We start from the raw sequence: 23,879 nt of genomic DNA on the forward strand, positions 1-23,879 counted from the left end.
TGGAGCCGCGATTAAGCCAGCTCGGCCGCTATCGTTATTCCGATTACTACATCAACAAGAGCGTGGCGGAGATCATCGAGGCGGTGCTGATTAACTCTGGACTCAACCGAGACGTGGATTTCATGATGCGGCTGAACGGCAGCTACCCACAACTCGACTTCGTCCGCCAATACGAAGAAAACTGCCTCGACTTCATCAGCCGGCTGATGGAGCGCGAAGGTATTTACTATTATTTCGAAAATGGCGAAGACCGCGAGCGAATAGTAATAGTCGATTCTCAGTTCGGGATGACGAAGAGCACGACCAACTTGATTTTTCGTGTGGAATCAGAACCAGAGCCTGGCCTCGATTCAGTGGTTTCTTACAGCTGTCAGCGCGTACTACCGCAGACCTTAAGCTGCGCAATTACTATTATGATAACGCGCAACCGCAGATCTACGGCGAGGCGCAGGTGAAAGGCGACGGCGTCGGTAGCGTCGAGATCTACGGCGAAGACCTGCGGACCAGCGATCAAGCAAACAACCTGGCGAGAATCCGGGCAGAAGAGATCCGCTGCCGCGAGCGGATCTACGAAGGTGAGACCACCGCCTTCGGGATCAGGCCAGGACTGTTCTTCGATCTAAAAAATCACTATCGCGAGGATTTCTGGTCGATGTGACCGGGCTAGTAATATATTTCAGCCTCGCTCGTATCATTTTGCGCGGAACACTTTTGTAACGGCGATCGCGCTAGGACTGGCCGCTGCCAATCGGCGAACTTAAAAATCGACATCCCAGATGCCCGCGGCCTGCTCCAGATTAACCAGCGCCTGAGCCTCCCGTTTCAGCGCGTTGTAATAGTCCATGTAAAGCTGATCAAGTGCCTGATGCGCGTCGAGTATATCTATCAGGCCGACCGATCCTTTTTCCAACTTGAGCAGCTTGGATTTGTACAGGTTGTCAGCATCGCGCATCAGCGCGCCGCCGAACTCCTGCGTGCCGGTTACCGCCAATCGGTAATGCTGATAGGCAGTCCGGACGTCAATTTCCGCCTGGAGCTGTGCTGCTTCGAGCGCCTTCTGGCTCTGCAGCACCTGGTAATAAGCCGCATCCAGATTGCCGTGATTGAGATTGGAAAGTGGAAGCGGCACGGTGATTGACGCCACCACTGCGTCCCACGCTGGCGAGGGATCGATTGGATTTGTGACCCTTGTGAAATGGTCATATTCAGCGCCCAGTATCGGATCGGGGATTCTATCCGCGCGCGCCAGACGATATTGAGCCTGAGCGCTCTCGAGCGCGTAGCGCGCCGCGACCACGTCGTAGCGGCTGGCGACCGCCTTGCCGATTAGCTCATCAACTGAGAAATCGCGCGGCGGTTCTTCGAGATTACCTACTGGCGCGATTAGTCCCTCGGCCTGATGCGCACCCATGAATCCCATCAGGCCACCCAGGGTCTGGTGCAGGGCCGACTGCGAATCGAACAAGTCGCTGTGAGCTTCGAGCTCGGCGATCCGGGTACGCAGCAATTCATCTTCTGAGATCTCGCCCTTTTTCAAACGCTCCTGATTTACTTCGATCAACTGCCGCGAGCGCTCCAGGCCTTTGTATTCGCGCCGCAGCTTGAGAATTCCGATGACGCCGTCGATAAAGGCATCGGCGGCCTGCCCGCGCAGATTGCGCAGATAATCCGCAACGCCGGCATCGGTGGACTTCAAGGTCGCCCGCGCCGCGTCCTCTCGTGCTCCGATTTTGCCGCCTAGCAAGATGCCCTGGTTGAGCCCGGCGATTACGGTATTGACCTGTCCCTGACCGGTTATATCTCCACCCCCGCCGACCTGAAGCTGCGGATCTGGGTAGACGCGAGACGCGATCAGCTGCGCCTTGGCAATCGGTACGTTGTAACGTTCGGCAGCGAGTGCGAGGTTGGAGCTCTCCACCCTTTGCATGAATTCGCGGAACGTTATTGTCCCAACGATTACCAGCCCTGGGAGTTGTTCGCTGATCTCGGCCGCCGTGGCCGGCCCTGCTGCCGCAGCCACTATCGGCGCGCTTAGCCTCACGAGCGGTGTCGGTCCGCTTAGTGTATTTGGCCCGTGCTGTCCAAGCAGATGCTCTTGAGGCAACGCTCCGGAAGCGCAAGCAAGCGTTATGAGCATCGCGATTGGAAACGCAGCCAATCTTCGCAACATCTGGATTCCTACGGATCGTCCGCCGCAGCGGCTACGACCGCGCGGCGTCAAGTAGCGCGCTATGCTTGCAACCATGTAATCACTGCATGTTCGCCGGATTAAGGATACCGGCGCTCGCGTTCTTGCTAGTGGCGTGTGCCGCTGAAGCTCCGCAACAGAGGCAAGCCGTCAGGACGCGGCGGAGGCCGGATAGCTAATCAACTCGAGCAGGTTGCCGTCGGGGTCGCGGAAGTAAACACTGACCCCCTTGCCGCGCCCGCCGATTCGCGTGACCGGTCCTTCGATGATCTCAATGCCGTGATGTTTCAGGTGGGCGATCGCCGAATCGGGAGTTCCCGACCATACAAAACAGTAGTCGCCGCCGCCCACCGCCGGATGCGCGGCTTTCAGCGTGAAGTCGTTCGTCGCGGGATGAAGATTGAAGCGGTGATGTCCAAAGCTGATACTGACAATTGGCCATTTGCCTGCTCGCCACTTGTCGAGGCCGTCGGCGACGGCACCGAGCACGCGGCCGTAGAACGCCACCGAGCGTTCGATGTCCGCCACCGGCATCGCGACGTGATCGATTTCGATTTCCATCGTTTATCTCCAGAGCAAAACGCATCGTGCCCTTGCCAATAGCCCAGCCTCGTGCCGATCTCCGTCACGCCCCGCGGCACTCAAGCACGCGCATGACGTACAATCGGCCACAAGCAACCACTGAAATTAGTAGTTACGATGACCTGAAACATTCCAAAAGCCCGCCGGGTAAGCCCGTCGCCCGATGAAGCTCAACTTTTTGCGGCGAGCTTGTCCTGCGTCCGGGTATCGAAATCGCCAGCGTCGTGGCGTTCGTGCAACTGGCTCGATGGCTCCCCGTAAACGCGGTTGACCATCCGCCCGCGCTTCACACCCGGCCGCTCCATGAGCGAGTCAGCCCAGCGATTTACGTTCTTGTATTCGGGCACGCTCAGGAACTCGGCGGCGCCGTAAAGCACGCCCTTCGCCAGCCCGCCATACCATGGCCAGATGGCCATATCGGCGATCGTGTAAATGCTTCCCGCGATATACTCACTCTGCGCAAGGCGCCGGTCGAGCACATCGAGCTGTCGCTTCACCTCCATGGCAAACCGGTCGATTGCGTATTCGATCTTCTCCGGGGCGTAGGCATAGAAGTGCCCGAACCCGCCGCCCAGGTAAGGCGCACTGCCCATTTGCCAGAAGAGCCATGACAGGCATTCGGCGCGCGCCGCGGCCTCGGTTGGCACGAAGGCGCCGAACTTCTCAGCGAGGTAGAGCAGGATCGCGCCGGATTCGAAAACCCGAATCGGCGTGGCGCCGCTGCGATCCAGCAGCGCCGGGATCTTGGAGTTCGGGTTTATGGCGACGAAGCCGCTGCCAAACTGATCTCCCGCGCCGATATTGATCAGCCACGCGTCGTACTCCGCGCCGCTGTGCCCCAAGGCCAGGAGTTCCTCCAACATTATCGTGACTTTCACGCCGTTCGGCGTGCCGAGAGAATAGAGCTGCAAGGGATGGCGCCCGACGGGCAGATCCTTGTCGTGTGTTGGTCCTGCGATGGGTCGGTTGATGTTTGCGAACCGTCCGCCGCTCGCCTTGTTCCAGGTCCATACTTTGGGAGGAATATATTCGCTCATCGCTCACTTCTTTCACCGGTTAGACAATCGGGATGCGCGATTACTCCAACTGATTGGTTTTGTCTGCTGCGAGAAAGCATCCTAAGGGACTGCGCTCCCAACAGTTTAATGCCGTTCGGCGGATGTTTCCAAGCGCTCCAGCGTTCCGGCCATATCGCTTCGAGGGAATCTTTCGATGGCCACGCTTCTCTGCGATGCCGGGTTGCCAGGGGCCCGGTCGCGGCATACGAAGTGAGCGGCAAGACCACGAATATCGCGAGGCGTCTCATTGTTAGGAGTGTGAGATAGCCTTGCCCATAAGTCGTAGGAAGAACTTGGCTTCTACTCCGCGATCCCCGGCAATCTTAACTGACCTCCGACATGGAAGGTCTAATAACCAGGGCCGCTTTCCCATTCACCTCCAGCTTTAAGTGCCGCCTTGCGCAGAATGGAAGTCGCGCGCATCACATGATATGAAGGGGATTGGACTTGATTCTCTCCAGGAAGGTTAAACGTGAGTATCGAAAGCATCGTACAAGAACTGAAGAAAGAACGAGATCAGCTCGATCGCGCGATCGCTGCGCTGGAAGGCCCTAACTCCGCTCCTCGGAAGACCGGAAGGCCGAAGAGCTCAGCACCGAGCGCTGACAACAAAAAGCGCGCTGGTGGCATTACTGCGGCGGGTCGAAAAAGACTTTCGGAAGCTATGAAGAAGCGCTGGGCCGAGCGGCGAAAGAAAGGTTAACTGAACCGTTGCGGCCAGACCCTTGCGTCTCGCGCTTGCAGATGGGCGAGACGCAAGGTTGCTTTTGCCTTAATCAAATATCAGCCGACTGATTCATATCCGTCACCTTGATGCGCTTTTGAGCGAAGGTAACGCTTCACTCCCTTTCGAATTCCCGGTTCAGAAGAAAACATCGCCGGATAACAGGTGCCTTCGCGAATTGACCCTCGGCTGAATGCACTTGAGGTACCGATATCAAGAATTGGATCAGCCGAGGCGCCGGCGGGCTGAGGCTTCGGCCTTGTGCAAAAAAGTCGTGAAGCCATCGCCTGGAGGCATGATCGAGTTTTGCATCATGATCAAACCGATTTGCCCGCGATGGTATTCGCCATGAACTGTTATGTGCATCAGCATTTCTTCGCGTGACATGCGGCCCGGCAAGCCATCGGTAAAAGTAAAGTCGATGAGCTCGGCCAACTGCGCTTCATTCAGAAGCGATACATAGTTGATGTACCATTGATCGCTGGTCATGATCGCCGCGGATAGTTCTTCGATCGATGGCGCCTGGCCCGGGTTGGGCGAGCTGTATCCGTGCTCGGTTCCCGTCAAGTTCCCCGCGAAGATCCGGTCGACAGTATAAGTGTGGTTGAGGACCCGGATGGCGATCTCCTTTGCCGGAGAGGTATCGTCAAATTGTCGCATTGCCGCGAGAACCTCGTGGTTGGCCTTTGCCTTGTAGCTGAATATTCGTTCCAGCGTGCTGACTTGGTCCATGTTCCTGCTCCTTGTCCAGGTAATGGTATTTCGATCAGACTGGTTGCGAGGGCTTCCTTGCGGTCACGGTGCGTGCGGGTGGGAACGTCCAAAAACTGAGACCGGAAATTTCCACATCAACCATCTCCGATTTGCGCAACTCGTCGGCGTAGAGCCTGCTCCCGTTTAAGTCGGAAATCGCCACTTGGCCGCCGGGATTGAGGGTGCGCACGATTTCACGAATTGCTTCGCGGCGTCCTTCGTGGCTGGGAACGTTATGGATTGCGAAGTGGGCGACGGCGGCGTCGAAGCTGCGGTCGGCGAAGGGCATTTTGCACATGTCCCCGTCATGAACGCTGACTCGCTGCGCGACTCCTTCCAGCGCGGCATTTGTCAGCGTGGCTTCACGCGAATTGTCGGACTGCTGCCACTGCGACCACAGATCGATGCCTACCGCGCGACCTCGCGGCAGCAGCTTGGCGGCGGCAATCAGCAGGAGCCCGTGGCCACAACCGACATCGAGCACGGTTTCGTCGCCGCCGAGCTTGAGGCGCGCGATAATGCGGTCGCGTGCGTGGAACTTGCCGAAGCGGCTGCTGGCGAACATGAGAACCGCGAGGACCAGAAAGCTCAAGCCAACAATTTGAAGCGTGCAAGCCAGGCCGAGGTGCTGGCTCACAGTCCATCGTTCGAGAAGGAAACCGCCGATCGCCGCCGCCGGGCCAACGACGAACATCGCGCGAACGGCTCTGCCTCCATCGAGACCATAATCGGGTGTTTGTCTACTCATGGGCCTGCTTCCTGTTGGTCCGGGCATCGTTGTTACTTGCGTTTCCATCATTGCTAGAATATAAGTGATCGCTCATAATCAGGAAACTCGCATTGTGAGCCGGAACCGATGGCGCTGAAACTGCAAACAAACCCCAGAAAATCCGCCTCTCAGGAGCGATCGCGTTCTACCGTCGATGCGCTTCTCGAAGCGACTACTCGCATTTTGATAAGAGAAGGTTACGAGCGGGCGAGCACCAACAGGATTGCCGAGGTGGCCGGCGTCAGTATCGGTTCGCTCTACCAGTACTTTCCGAGCAAGGAGGCGCTGGTGGCGGCGGTTATTGACCGCCACATGCAGGAAATTTCCGCGGTGACGCGCCAGGCCCTGGTCAAGGCGGCGGCGCTGCCGATCGAGGCCGCGGCGCGCGAATTCGTTTCAGTTGCGATCGACGGTCACCGCGTCAATCCGCGGCTGCATGGCGTGCTTGCGGAACAGATCCCGCGTGTCGGACGGCTCGAAAATATCGAGGCCAATGTCCGCGAGGGCTATCAACTGGTTCGCGGCTATCTCGAAGCGCATCGCGACGAGATCGATGTAGCCGATCTCGATCTCGCGGCCTTCGTCTTGGTGACAGTAGTGGAAGCGCTGACCCATGCGGCAGTCCTGCGCCGCCCAGACATCCTTGCCGATAAGAAAGCGCAGCAGTTTGTGGACGACGTAACGCGCCTGGTGGTCCGCTACCTGCGAACCTCGTGATCTGACGGCGAAGCCTGAACGGCTTCACTGTTATCCGAAACAGCCCGCGTGCTTCGTGGACATTCGCGGATCGCTACCGGTGATGTGCAGATCCGACAGTATCGAGCCATTCACCAATATCTGACTCTGCATCAGATTGCCGCGGTGGAGCGATGGACGTGCCTCGAACCTGACACGCACTCGGCGCTATTATAAGGGCATCGAATGCCTGCTGGTCAGGATGAAATCTGTCCTTGAAGTGAAGCGCCTGCAAAGCATCGCTTTGCATCGAGCCCTGTGGCAGAAACAACCTTGCCAGCGCGCACTTCCCGTGAAAGATCCCGCTGCCAAATCAAAGTTCGACCAGGAACGATCGCAAGGATCCGTCACGCGCATACGTGGCTCCGTCATCGACGTCGAGTTTCCGTCGGAGCGACTCCCTGCCATCAACGATGCCCTCGAGATCGGGCTGAACGGGGACGCCCCAATAATTGTCGAGGTCCAGGAGCATCTCGATCGGCGCACAGTTCGCGGCGTCGCGATGCAAAGTAGCGCAGGCTTGGGCCGCGGCGCCGTCGTCCAGCAGACAGGCAGTCCGATTTGCGCGCCAGTCGGCGAAAAGGTGCTCGGGCGGTTGATGAATGTGCTCGGACTTCCGATCGACAATCGCGGCGCTTTCGGAGCGGAGATCACCCACTGGCCGATTCATCGGGCTTCGCCCTCGATCAGCCGTCAGGATCACAAGCGCGAGGTCTTCGGCACCGGAATCAAGGTCGCGGATCTGCTCGCTCCCCTCGCCCGCGGCGGCAAAGCGGGGATGTTCGGCGGAGCCGGAGTCGGCAAGACGGTTCTCATCATGGAGCTGATCCGCAGCACCGTCGAGAAATACTCGGGCATCTCGGTGTTCGCCGGGATCGGCGAGCGCTCGCGAGAGGGACACGAGTTGCTGGCCGAGTTGAGCGAGTCAGGCGTGCTCAATCGCACCGCGCTTATCTTCGGCCAGATGAACGAACCGCCGGGTGCGCGCTGGCGCGTGGCGATGACCGCGCTGACCGTCGCGGAATACTTTCGCGACGTTGTGGGGCGCGACGTGCTGCTGCTGATGGACAACATTTTCCGCTTTGTCCAGGCCGGCGCAGAAGTGTCCGGGATGCTCGGACGTTTGCCTTCGCGCGTCGGCTATCAACCGACCCTGGCGACCGAGATCGCAGAGCTGGAGGAACGAATCGCATCTGTGGCCGGCGCCTCGGTGACCGCGATTCAGGCAGTCTACGTGCCGGCCGACGACTTCACCGACCCTGCTGTCGTCGAGACTTTCCGGCATCTGGATTCCTCGGTCGTCTTGTCACGCGACATGGCGGCGCAGGGCCTCTACCCCGCGATCGATCCTCTGGCCTCGACATCGGTGCTTCTCGATCCGCGAGTCGTTGGCGCAGAACATTACGCGGTGGCCGAGGAAGTGCGGCGAACGATCGCGCGTTACCGGGAATTGCAGGAAATCATCTCGCTCCTTGGTATCGAGGAATTGAGCGCCGAGGATCGGCGGACTGTTGCGCGCGCCCGGCGCCTCGAGCGTTTTCTCACGCAGCCCTTCCTGGTCACCGAGCAATTCACCGGAATTCCCGGAAAAACGGTTGCGATTGAAGATACGCTCAAGGGCTGCACCGCCATACTCTCAGGCGAGGGAGACGACTGGGCCGAAGCTTCATTCTATATGATCGGCACTTTCGAGGATGCGCGGCAGAAGGAACTCGCCGCGCGCAAAGGGCAGCCCTGAACTGCGATGAAGTTCATCGTCACGACACCTACGGAGATCGCGATCGACGAGGATAACGTCCACTATGTGCGCGCAGAAGATTCCACTGGTGCGTTCGGCATCGAACCGCATCATGCGGACTTTCTCACCACGCTCGCGATTTGCGTGATGCGATGGCGTGACAGCCGGAACATCGAGCGCTACGTCGCGGTGCGCGGCGGCGTCCTGCGCGTCCGGGATGGCAACAGAGTCGAAGTCGCGACGCGCGAGGCGGTGGTGAGCGACGATCTTGCGGCTCTGCGCGGCCAGGTGCTCGCGCAGATGATACGAAACGTCGAGGTTGAACAATCGGCGCGGTCGGGGGCACTGCGCCTCGAGCACGCCGCGATTCGGCAGATTTATAGATACCTGCGGCCGCTGGATCGCCCCATCAAGTCGAAACCGCAGGAATGACCACGGACCATCGTGAGCACCAATGAACAAGAAGACAGTGACGCGAAACCCGGAGAGGGCGAATTGGAGGAAGCGGTCGAGCTTGCGCGGCGCAGACGCGAGCATTGGTTAAAGTTCGGCGAATGGCCACTGGCGCGCTCGCTGGCGATGATGGGCAGGTTCGGGTGGACGATGGTTGCGCCTATTCTGTTGGGTGCCTTCGTGGGACGCTGGCTCGACCGAGCTTTTAATTCGGGGGTGTTTTGGAGTGCGGCATTGGTATTCGCGGGCGCGGCCGCGGGCTTCTGGTCGGTCTGGAAAAGGATGAACAGCGAATGAACGAGGTTATCGTTGCGCGGCTTCTGATCTACAGCGTACTCGGCGCATTGATCGGCACCGGCTATTTCTCGGCGCTACGTTGGAACGTGGACCTTTACGTTCGCGGCGGCCTAGCATGGAAGGCGGCTGTCATTCACCTGGTGCGCATCCTGTTGATCGCCGCCGCGTTTACGCTCTGCGCCAGGCAGGGTGCGGCGGCCCTGATCGCGAGTTTCGTCGGATTCCAACTTGCGCGTGCGATGATGGTGAACAAGGACCGCGTCGCGATGGCGGGGAGCGTATGAACGAATCGCCGCTGCACGCCGCCGTTGTCTTTCACCTCGGTTTCGTCCCAATCAGCACCACGGTCGTGACGACCTGGGGATTGATGCTCGTGCTGACAACTTGTTGCTGGATCGCCACGCGCGGTTTTCAAGTGCGGGCCGGCAGTTGGCAGGCGATCATCGAAAGCCTCGTCCAAAGCATCGAAGAGCAGATTCAAGGCATCCTGGGCCGCGATCCCGGTCCGTTCGTGCCGCTGTTGGGCACGTTGTTTGTCTTCCTGGTAGCGGCGAACCTGTCGGGAATCGTGCCAGGAGTGAAAGCGCCCACCGCTTCGATAGAAACGCCGGCCGCTCTGGCGACGATCGTCTTCTTTTCGGTGCACTTCTACGGGATCCGCATTCAAGGAGTTGTTCACTACTTAAAGGGCTACCTTGAACCGAACCCGGTTATGCTGCCCTTGAATATCTTGTCCGAAATGACCCGCTCGTTCTCACTTGCGATGCGCCTCTTCGGCAACATCATGAGCGATGAGCTGGTGATCGCGATTATCCTGTCGCTGGCGGGGCTGCTTGTACCTATCCCGTTCATGGCCTTCGCGATCCTGGTCGGACTGGTGCAGGCATACATTTTCAGCGTTCTCGCCGCGGTTTATATCGGCGGCGGGATCGGCGCGATCGCGAAGTGACGGAGGTCTCGTAATGACGGTTCAGATGTTAAGCATAATCGGCGCGGTGATCGCGGTAGCGGTCGGCTCGATCAGTCCGGCCCTGGCCGAGGGTCGCGCGATCGTCGCCGCGATGGAAGGAATCGCGCGCCAGCCGGAGGCGGCTGGTTCGTTGTCGCGCACGCTGTTCGTCGGCCTCGCGATGATTGAAACGATGGCGATTTATTGTCTCGTTGTCGCGCTGCTGCTGCTGTTTGCCAATCCATTCGCCGTGAAATGAGTTTCAGTTGGTGGACATTCGCTCTGCAAGCAGCGAACTTCCTGGTCCTGGTCTGGCTGCTGCAGCGTTTTCTCTTCAAGCCGGTGAAGACAATCGTCGCGCGGCGCAAGGAAGAGATCTCACGGGCCTTGTCGGAGGTGTCAGCGCAAAAGGAAACCGTCGAGCAACTCAAGCTGGAAACCGAACACAGAAAAGCACAGCTCGAAAGCGAACGTCAGCAACTACTTGATCAGGCTCGCGCGCAGGCCTCAGCCGAACGTCAAAAGGTAATCGACGAAGCTCACGGCGAAGCCAAAAAAATCCGCGATCAATCGCTGGCGCGCCTCGAGCAAGAGCGCACCGCCGCGAGCACTGAACTCTACCAGCAGAGCGCGAATCTCGCGACGAATCTGGCCGAGCATCTGCTCCGCGAATCTACTGATGACTCGATCGAACACCAGTTTCTGGGGCGGGTTACCGCCTATCTCGATCGGATGCCGCCGCAAGAACGCGCGACGCTTCTGGCCGGGTCGAATCCCGAATCTTTGATCGTGACCACCGCGCATCCGCTCGTGGCTCAGCAGCAAACGGAGTGGCGCGCGCAACTGATGAAACGCCTTGGCACTGAGGTAAAAATCGAATTTCAGGACGACACGAATCTCGTTGCCGGTACTGTTCTGACTTTCCCGCACGCAATCCTGCGTTTCAATTGGCGCGACAGCCTGGCCGCGGCGATGAAGGAACTGCGTAGAAATGAGCACCCTGATTGAGTCGGTGAGCACGCGACTGCTCAAAGCGCAGGACGCGATCGATCGGCTTAAAATTGAACCTCAGCTCGACATGATCGGGCGGGTCGAGCGGATCGGCGACGACGTCGCGAGCGTTCGGGGTCTGCCCGATGCGAGGCTCGGCGAATTGCTGCTGTTCGAATGCGCCGACGGCGCCGAGCCGGTCGCTGGGATCGTTCTCACTCTTGATCCCGACTTGATCGGATGTGCACTGCTCTCGTCGGCGGGAGCAGTGGCGGCCGGCAGCCTGGTGCGCGGCACCGGCACCGTCGCCCGTGTTCCTGTAGGCGAGATGCTGCTCGGACGCACGGTCAATGCGCTCGGCGTGGCGCTGGATGGTGGCGCGGCAATCGAAGCTAAATCATTCGAGCCGGTTGAGCGGCCCGCGCCCGCGATCGTCGATCGCGATTTCGTAAACACCGCGCTCAATACCGGTCTTATTGTGATCGACGCGATGGTGCCGCTCGGGCGGGGCCAACGCGAATTGATCATCGGCGATCGCGAAACCGGCAAGACCGCGGTCGCGATCGATACGATGATCAATCAACGCGACACCGAGGTCATCTGCGTTTACTGCGCCGTCGGGCAGAAGACGTCTTCGGTCAACCAGGTGATCGACGCGGTGGAAAAATACGGCGCGCCGCAACGCTGTATCTTTGTTTATGCGCCGGCCGACGACCCGCCGGGCGTTCAGTGGCTGGCGCCGTACGCCGCGTGCTCGATGGCCGAGTATTTTTCCGAGCACGGCGGCGATGCACTGCTGATCATCGACGATCTGAGCAAGCATGCCGTGATCTATCGGCAACTGTCGTTGCTGTTGCGCAATCCTCCCGCGCGCGAGGCATATCCCGGCGACATCTTTTATATACATTCGCGGCTGCTGGAGCGCGCCGCCAAACTCAGTCGTGCTCGTGGTGGAGGTTCTCTCACCGCGCTTCCGATCGCCGCGACCGAGGAAGGCAACTTGTCGGCATACATACCTACGAACCTGATCTCGATCACCGACGGACAAATCGTCCTCGATCCGCGCTTGTTCCACGAAGGACAGAAGCCCGCGGTCAATGTTGGCAGAAGCGTTTCACGGGTCGGAGGAAAAACGCAGTCGCCGGCGATGCGCAAGCTCGCGGAGACTCTGAGACTGGAGTACGCGCAGTTTCTCGAGCTCGAAATCTTCACGCGGTTCGGCGGGATGATCGATGAACGCACGCACGCGATTATCGAGCACGGCCGCCGCATTCGCGCAGTCCTGACTCAGCCGCAATATGAACCGCTCTCGCTCGCTCACCAGGTGGCTTTGTTGATCGCGATTGACGAGAAGTTAATAGATCGCATCCCCCTCGACCGGGCTCAGGACCTGCGCCGGCAGGTAGGGGAATGGCTGAACGGAAAAGGCATCGAATGCGGCCGCCGAATCAACAGCACTGGCGATCTCGACCAGGATAGTCGCCGCGAGCTTGCCTCCGCGGTCGCGGCGATGGCCGGGAGATTGAGCGTGGGCGCTGCAGGTTAGCGGCATGGCCCAGGAACGAGAGATTGCGACGCGGCTGAGATCGCTCGATGAACTCAAGAACATCGTGGCCGCGATTCGAGCGATCGCGGCGTCGCAAATGCAGCAGGCGCTCAGGTCGCTCGAAGCCATACGGAAGTACTCGGAAATGATTCGCGAAGCGCTATCCGATGCCGCCGAGCTGCTGCCGGGCGCTCGCGCTCCCGCTCAGAGATCCGGAAATACCAAGTCCGCGATCATAGTATTCTGCGCCGAACATGGATTGTGCGGCGGGTTCAATGAACAACTGCTCCAGCATCTGACCAAGATCGGCGCGAAACCGTTCGTGTTGATCGTGGTCGGATCGCGCGGAGGTCAAATAAGTCACGAGCGCGGCTTGAAACCGGATCTCGTGCTGCCGATGGCGACCCACTGCGCGGGCGTCACCGCTGCGGCGCGACGCGTTGCGGCGGAGGTATACAGCAGGTTCAGCGACGGAAGAATCACGGAACTCGAAGTGATTTACGCGCAAAACGCCGGCAGTCAGTTCGCTCGAATTGAGCAGCGTCGGCTGCTGCCGCTCGAAGCGCCGCCAATCGGGAAGCGGCCGCTGCCGATGCCCCCGTTGATCAACCTGAGTCCGCAATTGCTGTTCGACGATATCGTGGGCGAATACTTTTTCGCATCGCTCGAGAATGCTGCGATGCAATCGTTCTTCAGTGAGAACTCAACTCGCTTTCGCACGATGGAAGCCGCGCATCAAAATATCGGAAACAAGTCAGAGGATCTCACGAAACTCGCGCGGCGCTTGCGCCAGGAAGCCGTGACCACCGAGATTCTCGATCTCATAAGCGGTGCCGAAGCGCTTTCGTCGACCTGAGACCAACCACAGAGTGCGGTCCGCGCGGCAGGCGGCCAAGCCGCTCGGCGACCGCAGCGGCATCTCAGGCTAGCGAACCGAGATTCAGTGCGATCGTGATCGCGCCGCGTCTGCCGCTGCGCAGCGGGACTTATGCTGTGTCGATGGTTACCATGCAAAAGACCGGGGGCGCTCGATTTGCGGGCTATATCGCGGGACCTGCAGGCTAACGTCGAAACGGTTTTCCGTCGCACGGCGGGATCGCCATCCGGCCGCTCGATTCAATGACTAACTGCTGAATCTGGTGATTCAGATACAGCGTGATAGGAGGATGAATGGCGCCGGTCAGTCTCGAGCTGGATACCAAACAACTCGCCGAGGAATACGAACGAATTTCCCTGGAGCGTCAGTTCCGAACCGGAAAGCGATTGATCGCTGAAATCGGCATCAATCCTGGTGATACGGTTCTCGACATCGGCGCAGGGACAGGGCTTCTCGCCGAATACGTGGCGACGCTGGTGGGCCCGCAAGGCCGCGTCGTTGGAATCGATCCGCTGCCGATGCGGATCGAGATTGCGAATCAGAAAAGTCACTCTCGCCTGAGCTTCAGAGTCGCCGATGCCAACGACCTTGGCGAATTCAGCGAGAACGAGTTTGACGTGGCATACATGAATGCAGTGTTTCACTGGCTGCCCGATAAACGCGGACCACTTCGACAAGTCTTGCGGGTGCTGAAGGAGGGCGGGCGCCTCGGCCTCGCGACCGGAATTAAAGGCAACGCCAACCCGCTGCATGGGATCCGCGAACGCATAATGAAGCGGCCGCCATATAATCAGTATCCGCAGGCAGCGGGCCCGGTGACGTATCGCGTCACGCCCGACGAATTACGCGACTTGCTCACGGAAGCAGGTTTTACAATCGCGAGACTCGAGACCAGGAGTCGCGATTATCCGGAAGCATCGCCCGAAGAGTTGATTCGATTTTCAGAGGCGAGTTCGTTCGGGAATTTTCTGGGTCACCTGCCCGTCGAGCTGCGCGCGGCCGCCCGCGCCGACATAAAGGCTGAGCTCGCCATAGATCCGCCATCACACAACCTTCGCCACGGAATCCTTGCGGTGGCGATCAAGCCCTGATCGAATCGAGCGTCTCGGGCGCGCGCTTGCGCGCGGCCAGGTCGGCGATGATCTGTGTATGGCTTTGCTTGTTGATCCGGCAGAGCAGCATCAGCGCGATTCCCCCGATTGAAAAGAGCGCCGCCCCGGGCCCGCCGGCGAACCCGAGCCATGCCACCGTTCGCTCGGGTAACGCCGCTGCGGCGCCGCGTTCCGCCAGATGCGCCGGGAAGTTGACAAGCTGAAGCAACAGGCCCGCGATCAGCACGCCCATCCCTGTCGCCGCCTTGTTGGCAAACGACCAGCTCGCGAAATAGAGGCCTTCACGCCGGGCGCCGAACAGATGCTCGTGTTCGTCCGCCGCGTCGGGGATGATCGATACGAAGGCGATAATCGACAAGGCCATCATCTATCCCCGCGCCGAGCGCAAGGCCGGCCAATCCGCCCGGCAATCCGCAGACGGCGGTGACGTAAAACAGCACGAAGACGTTGAGCATGCTGCCGACGATCAATTCGACGAGCTGGCCCGCCGCGTAGCCCGTCTTCCGTCCGAGCGGCAGGCGGCCAAGGCGCTCGGCGCCCTTGCCCGCACTGGGTCCTGTATCAGGCACTACCGCGGTTGGCGGCAGCGCCTCTTCGATATTTGTCAGCTGCATTGTTACTTATCTAGAGTGAGCAGTCCGGTTAGAAGCTAAGCATGCGGCGAGCGTTGGAAAGCGTCGCGGCGGCGCCATCCGTAAACAACGATGTGAGCCATGTTTTGAGCGTGGTCACAAACGCGCCGTGATCGATAAGGTCGCCGAAGAGCTTGCGGATGCTCAGCAGCGGGCGCGGGTCGGGGCCGCCGGCAGTGGCTTGCTCGCGCAAAAGATCGGCCATCGGATGAACGACGCTGATCGGCTTTCCGCTCTCGTCCACGCCCGTTACGCGCCGCATCCAGGCGGCGAGCGCGAGTGCCAGCAGATCTACGCTTGCGCCGGCAGCCAGCCGATCGCGAATCGGCTCGAGCAGCAGGTTTATCGGTGCGTCGGCGTTGACCCGATCGACCGTGTCCTTGATCGCCACGTTGCCGAAGCGCTCGATCAGTTGAGCCTTGTACCCATCGAGGTCGACACCCGGCACCGCAGGCAACGTCGGCCCGGTCTCGCGATCCATCAGCGCACTCATGTAGCTGCGCAGCGCGGGGTCGCGGATCGTCTCGTCGATGTATGAGTAGTTCATCAGCCTGCCGAGCCCGGCGATCGCAAGATGGCTGGCATTGAGGAGCCGCAGCTTCATGAATTCATACGGCGCGACATCGGCCACAAATTGCGCGCCGACATCCTCCCACGCCGGACGACCGGCCACGAAATTGTCTTCGATCACCCATTGCCGAAAGCGCTCGCAGAAAATTGGCCAGCGATCGACAAGGTAGAAGCGGGCGGTGAAATCTTCGATTTGCGCGGGCGTGGTGACCGGCGTTATCCGGTCGACCATCGTGCTCGGAAACGCGGCGTTCGCCTCTATCCAGTCAGCCAGCGCCCGATCGCGCCAGCCCGCAAGTGTGAGCACTGCATCCCGCAGCACTATGCCGTTGTGCTGGATATTGTCGCAGGTCAGCGCCGTAAAAGCGCGAGCGTGCGCAGCCATCCGCCGTCGATAGGCTTCGACCAATATTCCTATCGCGCTGCGCGGCGCGTCGGGATGCGCAAGATCATGGACGATAAATGGATGGTCACGGTCGAGTGTCCTGGTCTCGGCGTTGCGGCAATAGCCGTTCTCGGTAACGGTGAGGCTGACGATCCGAATGGCAGGATCGTCGATCACCTCGAGCGCCGCCCGCGAGGACTCGCCAGCGAAGATCACCTCGCAGGCCGATCCAATTACTGTCGCGGTCTCATCTCCGTCCTGCCGCTCGACCAAGGTGTAAAGGGCATCCTGCGGCGCCAGCGCGTCGCGGACTCGCAGGTCCGCCGCGAGCAATCCGACACCAACGATACCCCACTCGGCGGCATCGCCGCGACGTTCCATCAGATCGTGCGTGTAGCGCTCCATGTGCGCACGATGGAAGCCGCCAAAGCCGAGATGCACGATACCCCGACTGACTTTGGCCGGATCGAAGCGCGGACGCGCGATAGTAGCGGGAAGAGCTGCAAGGGTGGCGCGCGAGAGATACATCGGTGTCATTCGGATATGCCGCGTCGTCAGGCCCGCGCCGCGGTCCGCATGATGATCGTCGCGAACTCGTCCCAGAGCGGCTCTGGGATTTCATGGCCCAAGCCTGGAAAGATGTGTAGCTCGGAGGTCTTAAGAAGACGTCCGAGATCCAGGGCCGCTTCGACCTTGATACGACCGTCAGCCCGACCGTGGATTATCGAGGAGGGCATCTCGAGGCCGCCGAGCGCTTCCGGCGTTGACTTCCATCTGATCATCGCCGCGAGCTGGCGCAGCACGCCCTCGGGCGCGTAACAACGGTCATACCCGCGCGTGCCGAGTTCGCGCACCCAGTCCTCATCATAGGGATAAGCCGTCGAGGCCGACGCTCGCTCCCGTTCAATGAACTTCTCAAGCGCCTCCGCGCGTTCGAAGCGCTTGCCGAGTAGCTCGATCGGCTCCTGCTTGTCGGGTTGTACGAAGTAGCCCATATCAAGGCTCGGCGCGGTGTAAATCAGGTTGAGGGACCGCACGCGGGAAGGCTGCGATAGCGCCATGATTTGCGCAATCATTCCGCCCATGGATGCTCCGATCACGTGTGCGCTCGCCAGCCCGAGGTCATCGAGCACCGCGAAACCGTCGGTCGCCATATCCTCCAAGCTATAACCGCCGTCGTATTCGTCCGGGCCGCCGAATTTCTGCGACAGGCCCACGTCACGATTGTCATACAGGATGACAAAGGCGCCGCGGTCGACAAATTTCTGACAGAAGCCCTCGCGCCAGCCGATCAATTGCCAGGTGAAACCCTGAACGAACAGCAAAGGGATACCGCTCGATCCCCGGGTTTCATAATAGATCTCTACGTCGCTTTTGGTCTTTGGCACTCCCTATTCTCCAACTGATGCCGGCCACAGACCTGGTGAGTCGTCCATCACCGCGTCGCAGCTTCGCAGCCAAGGCTAGGATATGGCGTTCTATTGGCAAAATACAAAGCCTCGGAGGAGTCAGCCGCCTCGATGATCTCTTTGGCTATTGGCCGCCCTTCGCTCAAACTGATTCGCGCGATGAGACCGCTACGAAGCACTGCTTTTTGAGTCTTGACAGAGCGTTCAATTTGAAATGCGTCCGAAGCGCCTCGCGTCAAGAGCCAACAAGCACCGGAATCCGAAGAAGAACAACGCTAGTAAGCATCGGTATTTCGTTCGACTGCTAACATCGCTCCCAATTTCTTTCTTTGCGACATGGACGTTGCTTCCGGACGGCTTGATAATCCTGCTGCTCACATCTTTGGGGACTCCCGGTGCGGGGACCTCGTTTTCAACTTCCAACTTGATGATCTCTTTGGGTCCCGGCGCAATGCGAAATGAATTGAAAAAACCTTTTCACCTTGAAAAGGCCTGTGACCATCGCAGCCTCATAAGTTAGCAATTAAAACACTAATTTGTCTGGCACAGCGTATGCTCTGAGATTTCCTGCGGACAGACTAGCTGCGGAGATCTTTCGGTCTGATAGGAGCGCTTAGAATGCTCGATATCGTAGCCTTGATTGCAACACTAGCGTTCTTCGTGATCGCGCTAGCTTACGTGCAAGGATGTGAACGACTATGAATGCGGAAACCTTGCTAGGACTGATTTGCGCCGTCGCTCTGACGGCGTATCTAGTGTACGCGATGCTTCGCCCTGAGAAGCTGTAACCAGTACCGCTGCAATATGAATTCAAACGCTATTATCCAAATCGGCCTGTTTTCACTGATAATCATCATATCCAGCGTGCCGCTTGGGCTGTATATGGCAAAGGTGTTTGCGGGCGAGCGCACCTTCATGGATCCGCTGTTCACTCCAGCCGAGCGCCTGATCTACCGGGTGGGTGGAGTTGATCCAAAGACCGAGCAGACATGGATAGGCTATGCCGTGTCGCTGCTGTTGTTCAGCCTGGTCGGAATGATTACTCTCTACGCGCTGCAGCGCCTACAGGGGGTTTTACCGCTAAATCCGCAAGGTTTCGGAGCGCTATCGCAGGATTTAGCATTCAACACTGCAGCGAGCTTCACGACGAACACAAACTGGCAAGCCTATTCGGGCGAATCTACCATGAGCTACCTGACGCAGATGGTTGGACTTGCCTTTCATAACTTCGTATCGGCGGCAGCTGGTCTCGCGCTTGCGATCGCAGTTATTCGGGGATTCGTGCGGCGCAATGCCAAGACGATAGGTAACTTCTGGTATGACCTCACCCGCGCCACGCTATGGGTGCTGATCCCACTTTGCCTGGTCTTCACTCTTGTCCTGATCTGGCAAGGAGTACCTCAGAATTTTAGTCCTTACACCCAGGTCAAGACGGTAGAGAAAGGAACTCAGACGATCGCGCAGGGGCCCGTCGCTTCTCAGATCGCGATCAAGCAGCTTGGCACAAACGGAGGCGGATTCTTCAATGCCAATTCGGCGCATCCCTATGAGAATCCAACGCCGCTGACCAATCTACTTGAAACGATCGCGATATTCCTGCTGGGAGCCGCGCTGACTCACACCTTCGGCGCAATGGCCGGTGATCGGCGACAAGGATGGGCGCTCTTTTCTGCTATGGGGCTGCTCTTTCTGATGGGCGTGTTCGTTTGTAATTGGGCAGAGCAAAGAGGCAATCCCCAGTTCGCTGCCATGGGAGTCGATGAATCTGCTACCGCGGCCCAAAGCGGCGGCAACATGGAAGGCAAGGAAGTCCGGTTCGGAATCGTTGATTCCGCGATCTGGGCGACCGCAACCACCGATGCCTCGAACGGTTCCGTCAATGCAATGCACGACAGTTTCACGCCGATAGGCGGTCTGGTGCCGCTATTCAATCTGCATCTCGGTGAAGTCGTGTTTGGCGGCGTAGGCACAGGGCTCGCCGGCATGATCGTGATGGCGGTCCTTACAGTGTTTATCGCTGGCCTGATGGTTGGCCGGACGCCTGAGTATCTGGGTAAGAAAATTCAAGCTCGTGAGATGAAACTCGCGATGCTCTACATACTTATTTTTCCAGCGATAATTCTGCTGCCGACGGCGTTGGCGGTCGTGACGAAGCCGGGTTTAGCTGGAATTGCTAACCCGGGCCCGCACGGCTTCTCCGAAATCCTCTATGCATACTCGTCGGGCGCCGCGAACAACGGCTCCGCATTTGGCGGACTCAGTGCCAACACGCCTTTCTACAACTGGACGATCGGTTTCGTGATGCTCTTCGGACGTTTCATGATGATGATTCCAGTACTCGCCATCGCCGGTTCGCTGGTTGGAAAGAAATCAGTACCGGTGAGCGCAGGAACCTTTCCGACTACTGGACCACTGTTTGTGGTTCTCCTCGTTGCCGTCGTGTTGATCGTCGGAGCGTTGACCTTTTTCGCAAGCTGGGCGCTGGGACCAATCGTGGAACATTTCGCGATGCTGGCCGGCCATCTCTACTAAGCAATCTCTAACAAGAGATATTGGAACTTTATCCATGAGCGATCGAAAAGTAATTTCTCTCTGGGATCGTGATATTGTCCGCACCGCACTGGGCGAATCCATAAAGAAGCTCGATCCGCGCGTACAGGTTCGGAACCCGGTGATGTTCGTTGTCGAGGTCACGGCGCTGGCCGTGACGATCATTCTCGGTCGTGATTTCTTTGGCAGCCGTAGTGGTCTTGCAGGATTCGAATTCCAGATTGCGATCTGGCTGTGGTTCACAGTTCTCTTTGCCAACTTCGCCGAGGCGATGGCTGAAGGGCGTGGCAAGGCGCAGGCGGATAACCTCCGCCGGACGCGAACTGAAACTAAAGCCAAGCTCGTCAATGCGCGCGGCGAGATTCAGGTCGTTGCAGCCACCGCGCTGCGCAAGGACAACATCGTTCGGGTCGACGCTGGCGATGTCATACCAGGCGATGGCGAAGTGATCGAGGGTGTCGCGGCCGTCAATGAAGCTGCAATCACGGGTGAATCCGCCCCAGTGATCAGGGAAAGCGGAGGAGACCGCAGTGGCGTAACTGGCGGTACCACGGTCATTTCGGATTCCATCAAAATTCGAATTACTGCCAACCCCGGTGAAACGTTTCTCGATCGCATGATCGCTCTCGTTGAAGGTGCAGAGCGGCAAAAGACCCCCAATGAAATCGCGCTCAGCATTCTGCTGGCCGGCTTGACCCTGGTCTTCATGCTGGTTTGCGTCAGTCTTCATCCGTTTGCGCTTTACGGCGGAACGACTCTGTCCCTGCCTGTGCTCGTGGCCTTGCTCGTATGTCTGATCCCAACGACGATTGGTGGCCTGCTGTCGGCCATTGGGATCGCCGGCATGGATCGCCTCGTACAGCACAACGTCCTTGCGATGTCTGGACGTGCGGTCGAAGCGGCGGGCGACGTAGATACCTTGCTCCTGGACAAAACTGGCACCATCACGCTCGGCAATCGAATGGCGACCGAGTTCATTCCGATGCTGGATGTCGCCGTGGAGCGACTCGCCGACACAGCGCAGCTCGCCTCGTTAGCCGATGAAACTCCGGAGGGCCGATCCATCACTGCTCTGGCCAAACGAGATTTCAACATTAGAGGTCGAGAGTTCGCTCAGAAGGAGGCGGAGTTCATTCCATTTTCTGCGACGACGCGCATGAGCGGAATCGACCTTAACGGCCGCCGAATTCGGAAAGGAGCGACCGAACAAGTAGTCAAGTTTGTACGGGATAACGGCGGCACCATGCCAGCGGAGCTGGCAGGAATTGTAGAGCGTATCGCCAGCAGCGGCGGTACGCCCCTGGTGGTTGCGGAAAACGCTGCTGTCCTAGGCGTCATCCATCTCAAAGACGTCATAAAAGAGGGTATCCGCGAGAGATTCGCGCGGCTACGCGCGATGGGCCTGAAGACTGTTATGATAACCGGCGACAATCCTCTCACCGCTGCGGCTATTGCTCATGAGGCGGGAGTTGACGAGTTCCAGGCGGAGGCCACACCGGAGACCAAGCTCAAGCTCATTCGTAATGAGCAGGCTCAAGGCAAGCTGGTCGCAATGATTGGCGATGGAACGAACGACGCGCCCGCTCTTGCACAGGCCGATGTAGGCATTGCCATGAACGCGGGCACTCAGGCCGCTCGCGAAGCTGGCAACATGGTCGACCTGGACTCGAACCCGACAAAGATCATGGAAGTGGTCGAAATAGGTAAGCAGTTGCTAATCACTCGCGGTGCGTTGACGACATTCTCTATTGCCAACGACGTAGCGAAATACTTCGCGATCATACCGGCGATGTTTCTGCTCGCATATCCAGAGTTGCAGGCGCTGAACATCATGCACCTTGCCAACCCGCAGAGCGCTATTCTGTCGGCGGTTATTTTCAATGCGCTGATCATTATTGCGCTTATCCCACTCGCCTTGCGGGGAGTCCAATATCGCCCGCTAGGTGCTGCTGCGATTCTGACCAGAAACATCTTCATCTACGGCGTCGGCGGAATAATCGTGCCGTTCATCGGCATAAAATTGATCGACCTGGTGCTCGTCTCACTGCACCTTGCCTAGGAGACAATCACAATGCGCGAATTATGGATTTCAGTTAGGATGACGATCGTACTGACGCTACTGCTCGGTATTATCTATCCGATTGCCATGACGATTGCCGGCCACGTCCTATTCTCCCATCAGGCCGAGGGCAGTCTCATCATCAAAAATGGTTCAGCCATAGGTTCGGAGCTGATCGGCCAGAACTTTAGCTCGAATGCATACTTCCACGGTCGTCCTTCGGCCGCCGGCAACAACGGTTACGACGCAACCAGTTCGGGTGGTTCGAATCTTGGTCCGACTAACAAAGCTTTCATTGACTCAGTCCGCAAACGGCTAAAAGACATTGCTGAAAGCGAGGGCGTGCCAGCTTCAAAAGTTCCTATCGATCTGATAACGGCCTCCGGAAGTGGATTGGATCCGGAGATCAGCCCCGCCGCTGCAGAGGTGCAGGTTGCTCGCGTGGCAAAAGCGCGCGGCATGAGCGACAATACGGTCTCGCAATTGGTGGAGGAGAACACGCACGGACGATGGATCGGCCTCTTTGGAGAATCGGGGGTAAATGTTTTGAAGCTGAACCTTGCGCTGGATGATCTGAAAGCAGGCGCAAAATGATCCAGTAGGAACATGACGCCTGTTGATAGATCACGATGTATCTAGAACCGTCGGCCGGGAGTGATGCCCGCCGAGGTAAGAGAACCAGCCCATGTCGAAGGTTGTAACTGTGCTGATGATGTGGGCGACATTTTTCGCAGTACTACAATTAGTTGGCTGGGCCTGGTTCTGGCGCCTAGAGAAGCCGAGCGTCCCCCAAGGACACAAACGCGGACGTCCAACGCTCGAAGTTGAGCAAAGACCCAAACGACCAAACCGCACAAGAATAAGATCGATCCAGTAGGAGGGCTGAGTTCGCGGAACGATCGACGAGCGTCGAAAGATACATCTGCAAGGATTTTATCGGACCGCTGATCGCCGTGCGTCCCGAAAGGCCTGTCGAAGGCGGCGTTGGGTGGAAAAACCGGAGCCCTAACCCGGAGCCCCCTTGGCGGGGGGATCCGAAAAAGGCCCGAATTCCCTTTAACAAGCTCTTTGGTCAAACGAGCTTCAGCGGCAGCGACTGCAGCCGCTTTTGTGTCGCTACCGTCGGTTTGACCGACGCAGGAACTTTATGCAAGCTCCTTGGAGTCGCGCTGGATTCTCACGGCCGCATGTATGTCGGTGACAGTGTGGAAAATCGCATTCTCGGATTCAGACAGCCTCTGATATCCACTATCCCTGACACGGTGTTGGGCCAGGGGAATCAATTCCTATCGGATAGGCCCAACCTGGATGGATCCGCGCCTAGTGCTGAGACGCTCTCTTACCCCACTGCGGTAGCGGTCGATGGTTCGGATAACCTCTTCACGACCGATACCGACAACAACCGTGTTCTTCAGTATCTCCAACCTTACGCCGAGCCGGGCGTGCTAAGCCAGTCAGCCACCGCTATGCCGTTCGGAAGCGTAGCCGTCGGCAGCAGGAGCT

Annotated in this window: 26 protein-coding genes; 17 read left to right on the forward strand and 9 right to left on the reverse strand. The window is 58.6% G+C overall.

Annotated elements, in window-relative coordinates; translation table 11 throughout:
- Both VMA09_20700 and VMA09_20705 read left to right on the forward strand, forming a co-directional pair.
- On the forward strand, nt 1–455 hold a 455-nt coding region (locus tag VMA09_20700), incomplete at its 5' end, for a phage late control D family protein (protein ID HUA36042.1).
- Nucleotides 434–658, forward strand: coding sequence for a contractile injection system protein, VgrG/Pvc8 family (locus VMA09_20705; GenBank protein HUA36043.1), 225 nt, complete (start codon nt 434–436; stop codon nt 656–658). The genes VMA09_20700 and VMA09_20705, both read left to right, overlap by 22 nt.
- 99 nt (nt 659–757) lie before the next feature.
- On the opposite strand, the gene VMA09_20710 is transcribed toward VMA09_20705, so the two are convergent.
- The 3 genes from VMA09_20710 to yghU form a co-directional block, all read right to left on the reverse strand.
- Nucleotides 758–2,020 (reverse strand): TolC family protein, encoded by a 1,263-nt coding sequence (locus VMA09_20710; GenBank protein HUA36044.1) that lies wholly within the window; start codon nt 2,018–2,020, stop codon nt 758–760.
- 318 nt (nt 2,021–2,338) lie between these two features.
- Nucleotides 2,339–2,749 carry a VOC family protein gene (locus VMA09_20715; protein ID HUA36045.1) on the reverse strand — a complete coding sequence of 137 codons (411 nt, stop codon included), beginning with the start codon at nt 2,747–2,749 and terminating at the stop codon, nt 2,339–2,341.
- 191 nt (nt 2,750–2,940) lie between these two features.
- Nucleotides 2,941–3,807, reverse strand: coding sequence for a glutathione-dependent disulfide-bond oxidoreductase (gene yghU / locus VMA09_20720; GenBank protein ID HUA36046.1), 867 nt, complete (start codon nt 3,805–3,807; stop codon nt 2,941–2,943).
- A 493-nt stretch (nt 3,808–4,300) separates the two neighbouring features.
- Between yghU and VMA09_20725 the strand changes: the two genes are divergently transcribed.
- Nucleotides 4,301–4,531 carry a hypothetical protein gene (locus VMA09_20725; GenBank protein HUA36047.1) on the forward strand — a complete coding sequence of 77 codons (231 nt, stop codon included), beginning with the start codon at nt 4,301–4,303 and terminating at the stop codon, nt 4,529–4,531.
- A gap of 246 nt (nt 4,532–4,777) precedes the next feature.
- On the opposite strand, the gene VMA09_20730 is transcribed toward VMA09_20725, so the two are convergent.
- Nucleotides 4,778–5,284 (reverse strand): DinB family protein, encoded by a 507-nt coding sequence (locus tag VMA09_20730; GenBank protein HUA36048.1) that lies wholly within the window; start codon nt 5,282–5,284, stop codon nt 4,778–4,780.
- A 34-nt stretch (nt 5,285–5,318) separates the two neighbouring features.
- Complete coding sequence (locus VMA09_20735) at nt 5,319–5,999, reverse strand: class I SAM-dependent methyltransferase (protein HUA36049.1); 681 nt, start codon at nt 5,997–5,999, stop codon at nt 5,319–5,321.
- A 162-nt stretch (nt 6,000–6,161) separates the two neighbouring features.
- Here VMA09_20735 and VMA09_20740 point away from each other — a divergent pair, with 162 nt between their 5' ends.
- The 11 genes from VMA09_20740 (at nt 6,162) to VMA09_20790 (ending at nt 14,750) form a co-directional block, all read left to right on the forward strand.
- A complete protein-coding gene (locus VMA09_20740; GenBank protein HUA36050.1) occupies nt 6,162–6,791 on the forward strand; it encodes a TetR/AcrR family transcriptional regulator in 630 nt (209 codons plus the stop codon).
- A 310-nt stretch (nt 6,792–7,101) separates the two neighbouring features.
- Complete coding sequence (gene atpD, locus VMA09_20745; GenBank protein HUA36051.1) at nt 7,102–8,547, forward strand: F0F1 ATP synthase subunit beta; 1,446 nt, start codon at nt 7,102–7,104, stop codon at nt 8,545–8,547.
- A 6-nt stretch (nt 8,548–8,553) separates the two neighbouring features.
- Nucleotides 8,554–8,979, forward strand: coding sequence for a F0F1 ATP synthase subunit epsilon (locus tag VMA09_20750; protein ID HUA36052.1), 426 nt, complete (start codon nt 8,554–8,556; stop codon nt 8,977–8,979).
- A 12-nt stretch (nt 8,980–8,991) separates the two neighbouring features.
- Nucleotides 8,992–9,297, forward strand: a complete 306-nt coding sequence (locus tag VMA09_20755) for an AtpZ/AtpI family protein (GenBank protein ID HUA36053.1) — start codon at nt 8,992–8,994, stop codon at nt 9,295–9,297.
- On the forward strand, nt 9,294–9,581 hold the full coding sequence (locus VMA09_20760; GenBank protein ID HUA36054.1) for an ATP synthase subunit I: 288 nt from the start codon (nt 9,294–9,296) through the stop codon (nt 9,579–9,581). Before VMA09_20755 ends, VMA09_20760 begins: the two co-directional genes overlap by 4 nt.
- Entirely contained in the window at nt 9,578–10,246 is a 669-nt protein-coding gene (locus VMA09_20765; protein ID HUA36055.1) for a F0F1 ATP synthase subunit A, read from the forward strand. The genes VMA09_20760 and VMA09_20765 overlap by 4 nt, the downstream gene beginning before the upstream one ends.
- Nucleotides 10,247–10,259: 13 nt before the next feature.
- On the forward strand, nt 10,260–10,505 hold the full coding sequence (locus VMA09_20770; protein HUA36056.1) for a F0F1 ATP synthase subunit C: 246 nt from the start codon (nt 10,260–10,262) through the stop codon (nt 10,503–10,505).
- Nucleotides 10,502–11,254 carry a F0F1 ATP synthase subunit B gene (atpF, locus tag VMA09_20775; protein HUA36057.1) on the forward strand — a complete coding sequence of 251 codons (753 nt, stop codon included), beginning with the start codon at nt 10,502–10,504 and terminating at the stop codon, nt 11,252–11,254. Before VMA09_20770 ends, atpF begins: the two co-directional genes overlap by 4 nt.
- Nucleotides 11,238–12,782 carry a F0F1 ATP synthase subunit alpha gene (locus VMA09_20780; protein HUA36058.1) on the forward strand — a complete coding sequence of 515 codons (1,545 nt, stop codon included), beginning with the start codon at nt 11,238–11,240 and terminating at the stop codon, nt 12,780–12,782. The genes atpF and VMA09_20780 overlap by 17 nt, the downstream gene beginning before the upstream one ends.
- A gap of 4 nt (nt 12,783–12,786) precedes the next feature.
- The gene (locus VMA09_20785) at nt 12,787–13,638 is read left to right on the forward strand and encodes a FoF1 ATP synthase subunit gamma (GenBank protein HUA36059.1); all 852 of its coding nucleotides are present in this window, start codon (nt 12,787–12,789) and stop codon (nt 13,636–13,638) included.
- A gap of 314 nt (nt 13,639–13,952) precedes the next feature.
- Nucleotides 13,953–14,750, forward strand: a complete 798-nt coding sequence (locus tag VMA09_20790) for a methyltransferase domain-containing protein (protein ID HUA36060.1) — start codon at nt 13,953–13,955, stop codon at nt 14,748–14,750.
- Here VMA09_20790 and VMA09_20795 read toward each other — a convergent pair.
- The 4 genes from VMA09_20795 to VMA09_20810 are packed head-to-tail and all read right to left on the reverse strand — an operon-like array spanning nt 14,740 to nt 17,746.
- On the reverse strand, nt 14,740–15,135 hold the full coding sequence (locus VMA09_20795) for an MFS transporter (protein HUA36061.1): 396 nt from the start codon (nt 15,133–15,135) through the stop codon (nt 14,740–14,742). The two genes, VMA09_20790 and VMA09_20795, sit on opposite strands and share 11 nt — an antisense overlap.
- Nucleotides 15,053–15,385: a hypothetical protein gene (locus VMA09_20800; GenBank protein HUA36062.1), complete on the reverse strand. Its 333-nt coding sequence runs from the start codon at nt 15,383–15,385 to the stop codon at nt 15,053–15,055. Before VMA09_20800 ends, VMA09_20795 begins: the two co-directional genes overlap by 83 nt.
- Nucleotides 15,386–15,413: 28 nt before the next feature.
- The gene (locus VMA09_20805) at nt 15,414–16,895 is read right to left on the reverse strand and encodes a mannitol dehydrogenase family protein (protein ID HUA36063.1); all 1,482 of its coding nucleotides are present in this window, start codon (nt 16,893–16,895) and stop codon (nt 15,414–15,416) included.
- 17 nt (nt 16,896–16,912) lie between these two features.
- Nucleotides 16,913–17,746, reverse strand: a complete 834-nt coding sequence (locus VMA09_20810) for an alpha/beta hydrolase (GenBank protein HUA36064.1) — start codon at nt 17,744–17,746, stop codon at nt 16,913–16,915.
- 825 nt (nt 17,747–18,571) lie between these two features.
- Here VMA09_20810 and kdpA point away from each other — a divergent pair.
- Genes kdpA through kdpC form a run of 3 tightly spaced genes read left to right on the forward strand, consistent with a single transcriptional unit; the run spans nt 18,572 to nt 22,970 of the window.
- Nucleotides 18,572–20,299 (forward strand): potassium-transporting ATPase subunit KdpA, encoded by a 1,728-nt coding sequence (gene kdpA, locus VMA09_20815; protein ID HUA36065.1) that lies wholly within the window; start codon nt 18,572–18,574, stop codon nt 20,297–20,299.
- Between the two features lie 34 nt (nt 20,300–20,333).
- On the forward strand, nt 20,334–22,376 hold the full coding sequence (gene kdpB, locus VMA09_20820; GenBank protein ID HUA36066.1) for a potassium-transporting ATPase subunit KdpB: 2,043 nt from the start codon (nt 20,334–20,336) through the stop codon (nt 22,374–22,376).
- Between the two features lie 12 nt (nt 22,377–22,388).
- Nucleotides 22,389–22,970: a potassium-transporting ATPase subunit KdpC gene (gene kdpC, locus VMA09_20825; GenBank protein ID HUA36067.1), complete on the forward strand. Its 582-nt coding sequence runs from the start codon at nt 22,389–22,391 to the stop codon at nt 22,968–22,970.
- Nucleotides 22,971–23,879 lie beyond the last annotated feature (909 nt).

The sequence above is a fragment of the Candidatus Binataceae bacterium genome (assembly GCA_035508495.1).
Lineage (GTDB): Bacteria > Desulfobacterota > Binatia > Binatales > Binataceae > JASHPB01.

Bases quoted from the DNA above. Each gene is read 5' to 3' on its own strand.
- VMA09_20715 (HUA36045.1), bottom strand. From the start codon at position 2,749: ATGGAAATCGAAATCGATCACGTCGCGATGCCGGTGGCGGACATCGAA.
- yghU (HUA36046.1), bottom strand. From the start codon at position 3,807: ATGAGCGAATATATTCCTCCCAAAGTATGGACCTGGAACAAGGCGAGC.
- VMA09_20730 (HUA36048.1), bottom strand. From the start codon at position 5,284: ATGGACCAAGTCAGCACGCTGGAACGAATATTCAGCTACAAGGCAAAG.
- VMA09_20735 (HUA36049.1), bottom strand. From the start codon at position 5,999: ATGTTCGTCGTTGGCCCGGCGGCGGCGATCGGCGGTTTCCTTCTCGAA.
- VMA09_20740 (HUA36050.1), top strand. From the start codon at position 6,162: ATGGCGCTGAAACTGCAAACAAACCCCAGAAAATCCGCCTCTCAGGAG.
- VMA09_20750 (HUA36052.1), top strand. From the start codon at position 8,554: ATGAAGTTCATCGTCACGACACCTACGGAGATCGCGATCGACGAGGAT.
- VMA09_20760 (HUA36054.1), top strand. From the start codon at position 9,294: ATGAACGAGGTTATCGTTGCGCGGCTTCTGATCTACAGCGTACTCGGC.
- VMA09_20765 (HUA36055.1), top strand. From the start codon at position 9,578: ATGAACGAATCGCCGCTGCACGCCGCCGTTGTCTTTCACCTCGGTTTC.
- VMA09_20770 (HUA36056.1), top strand. From the start codon at position 10,260: ATGACGGTTCAGATGTTAAGCATAATCGGCGCGGTGATCGCGGTAGCG.
- atpF (HUA36057.1), top strand. From the start codon at position 10,502: ATGAGTTTCAGTTGGTGGACATTCGCTCTGCAAGCAGCGAACTTCCTG.
- VMA09_20780 (HUA36058.1), top strand. From the start codon at position 11,238: ATGAGCACCCTGATTGAGTCGGTGAGCACGCGACTGCTCAAAGCGCAG.
- VMA09_20785 (HUA36059.1), top strand. From the start codon at position 12,787: ATGGCCCAGGAACGAGAGATTGCGACGCGGCTGAGATCGCTCGATGAA.
- VMA09_20790 (HUA36060.1), top strand. From the start codon at position 13,953: ATGGCGCCGGTCAGTCTCGAGCTGGATACCAAACAACTCGCCGAGGAA.
- VMA09_20795 (HUA36061.1), bottom strand. From the start codon at position 15,135: ATGGCCTTGTCGATTATCGCCTTCGTATCGATCATCCCCGACGCGGCG.
- VMA09_20800 (HUA36062.1), bottom strand. From the start codon at position 15,385: ATGCAGCTGACAAATATCGAAGAGGCGCTGCCGCCAACCGCGGTAGTG.
- VMA09_20805 (HUA36063.1), bottom strand. From the start codon at position 16,895: ATGACACCGATGTATCTCTCGCGCGCCACCCTTGCAGCTCTTCCCGCT.
- kdpA (HUA36065.1), top strand. From the start codon at position 18,572: ATGAATTCAAACGCTATTATCCAAATCGGCCTGTTTTCACTGATAATC.
- kdpB (HUA36066.1), top strand. From the start codon at position 20,334: ATGAGCGATCGAAAAGTAATTTCTCTCTGGGATCGTGATATTGTCCGC.
- kdpC (HUA36067.1), top strand. From the start codon at position 22,389: ATGCGCGAATTATGGATTTCAGTTAGGATGACGATCGTACTGACGCTA.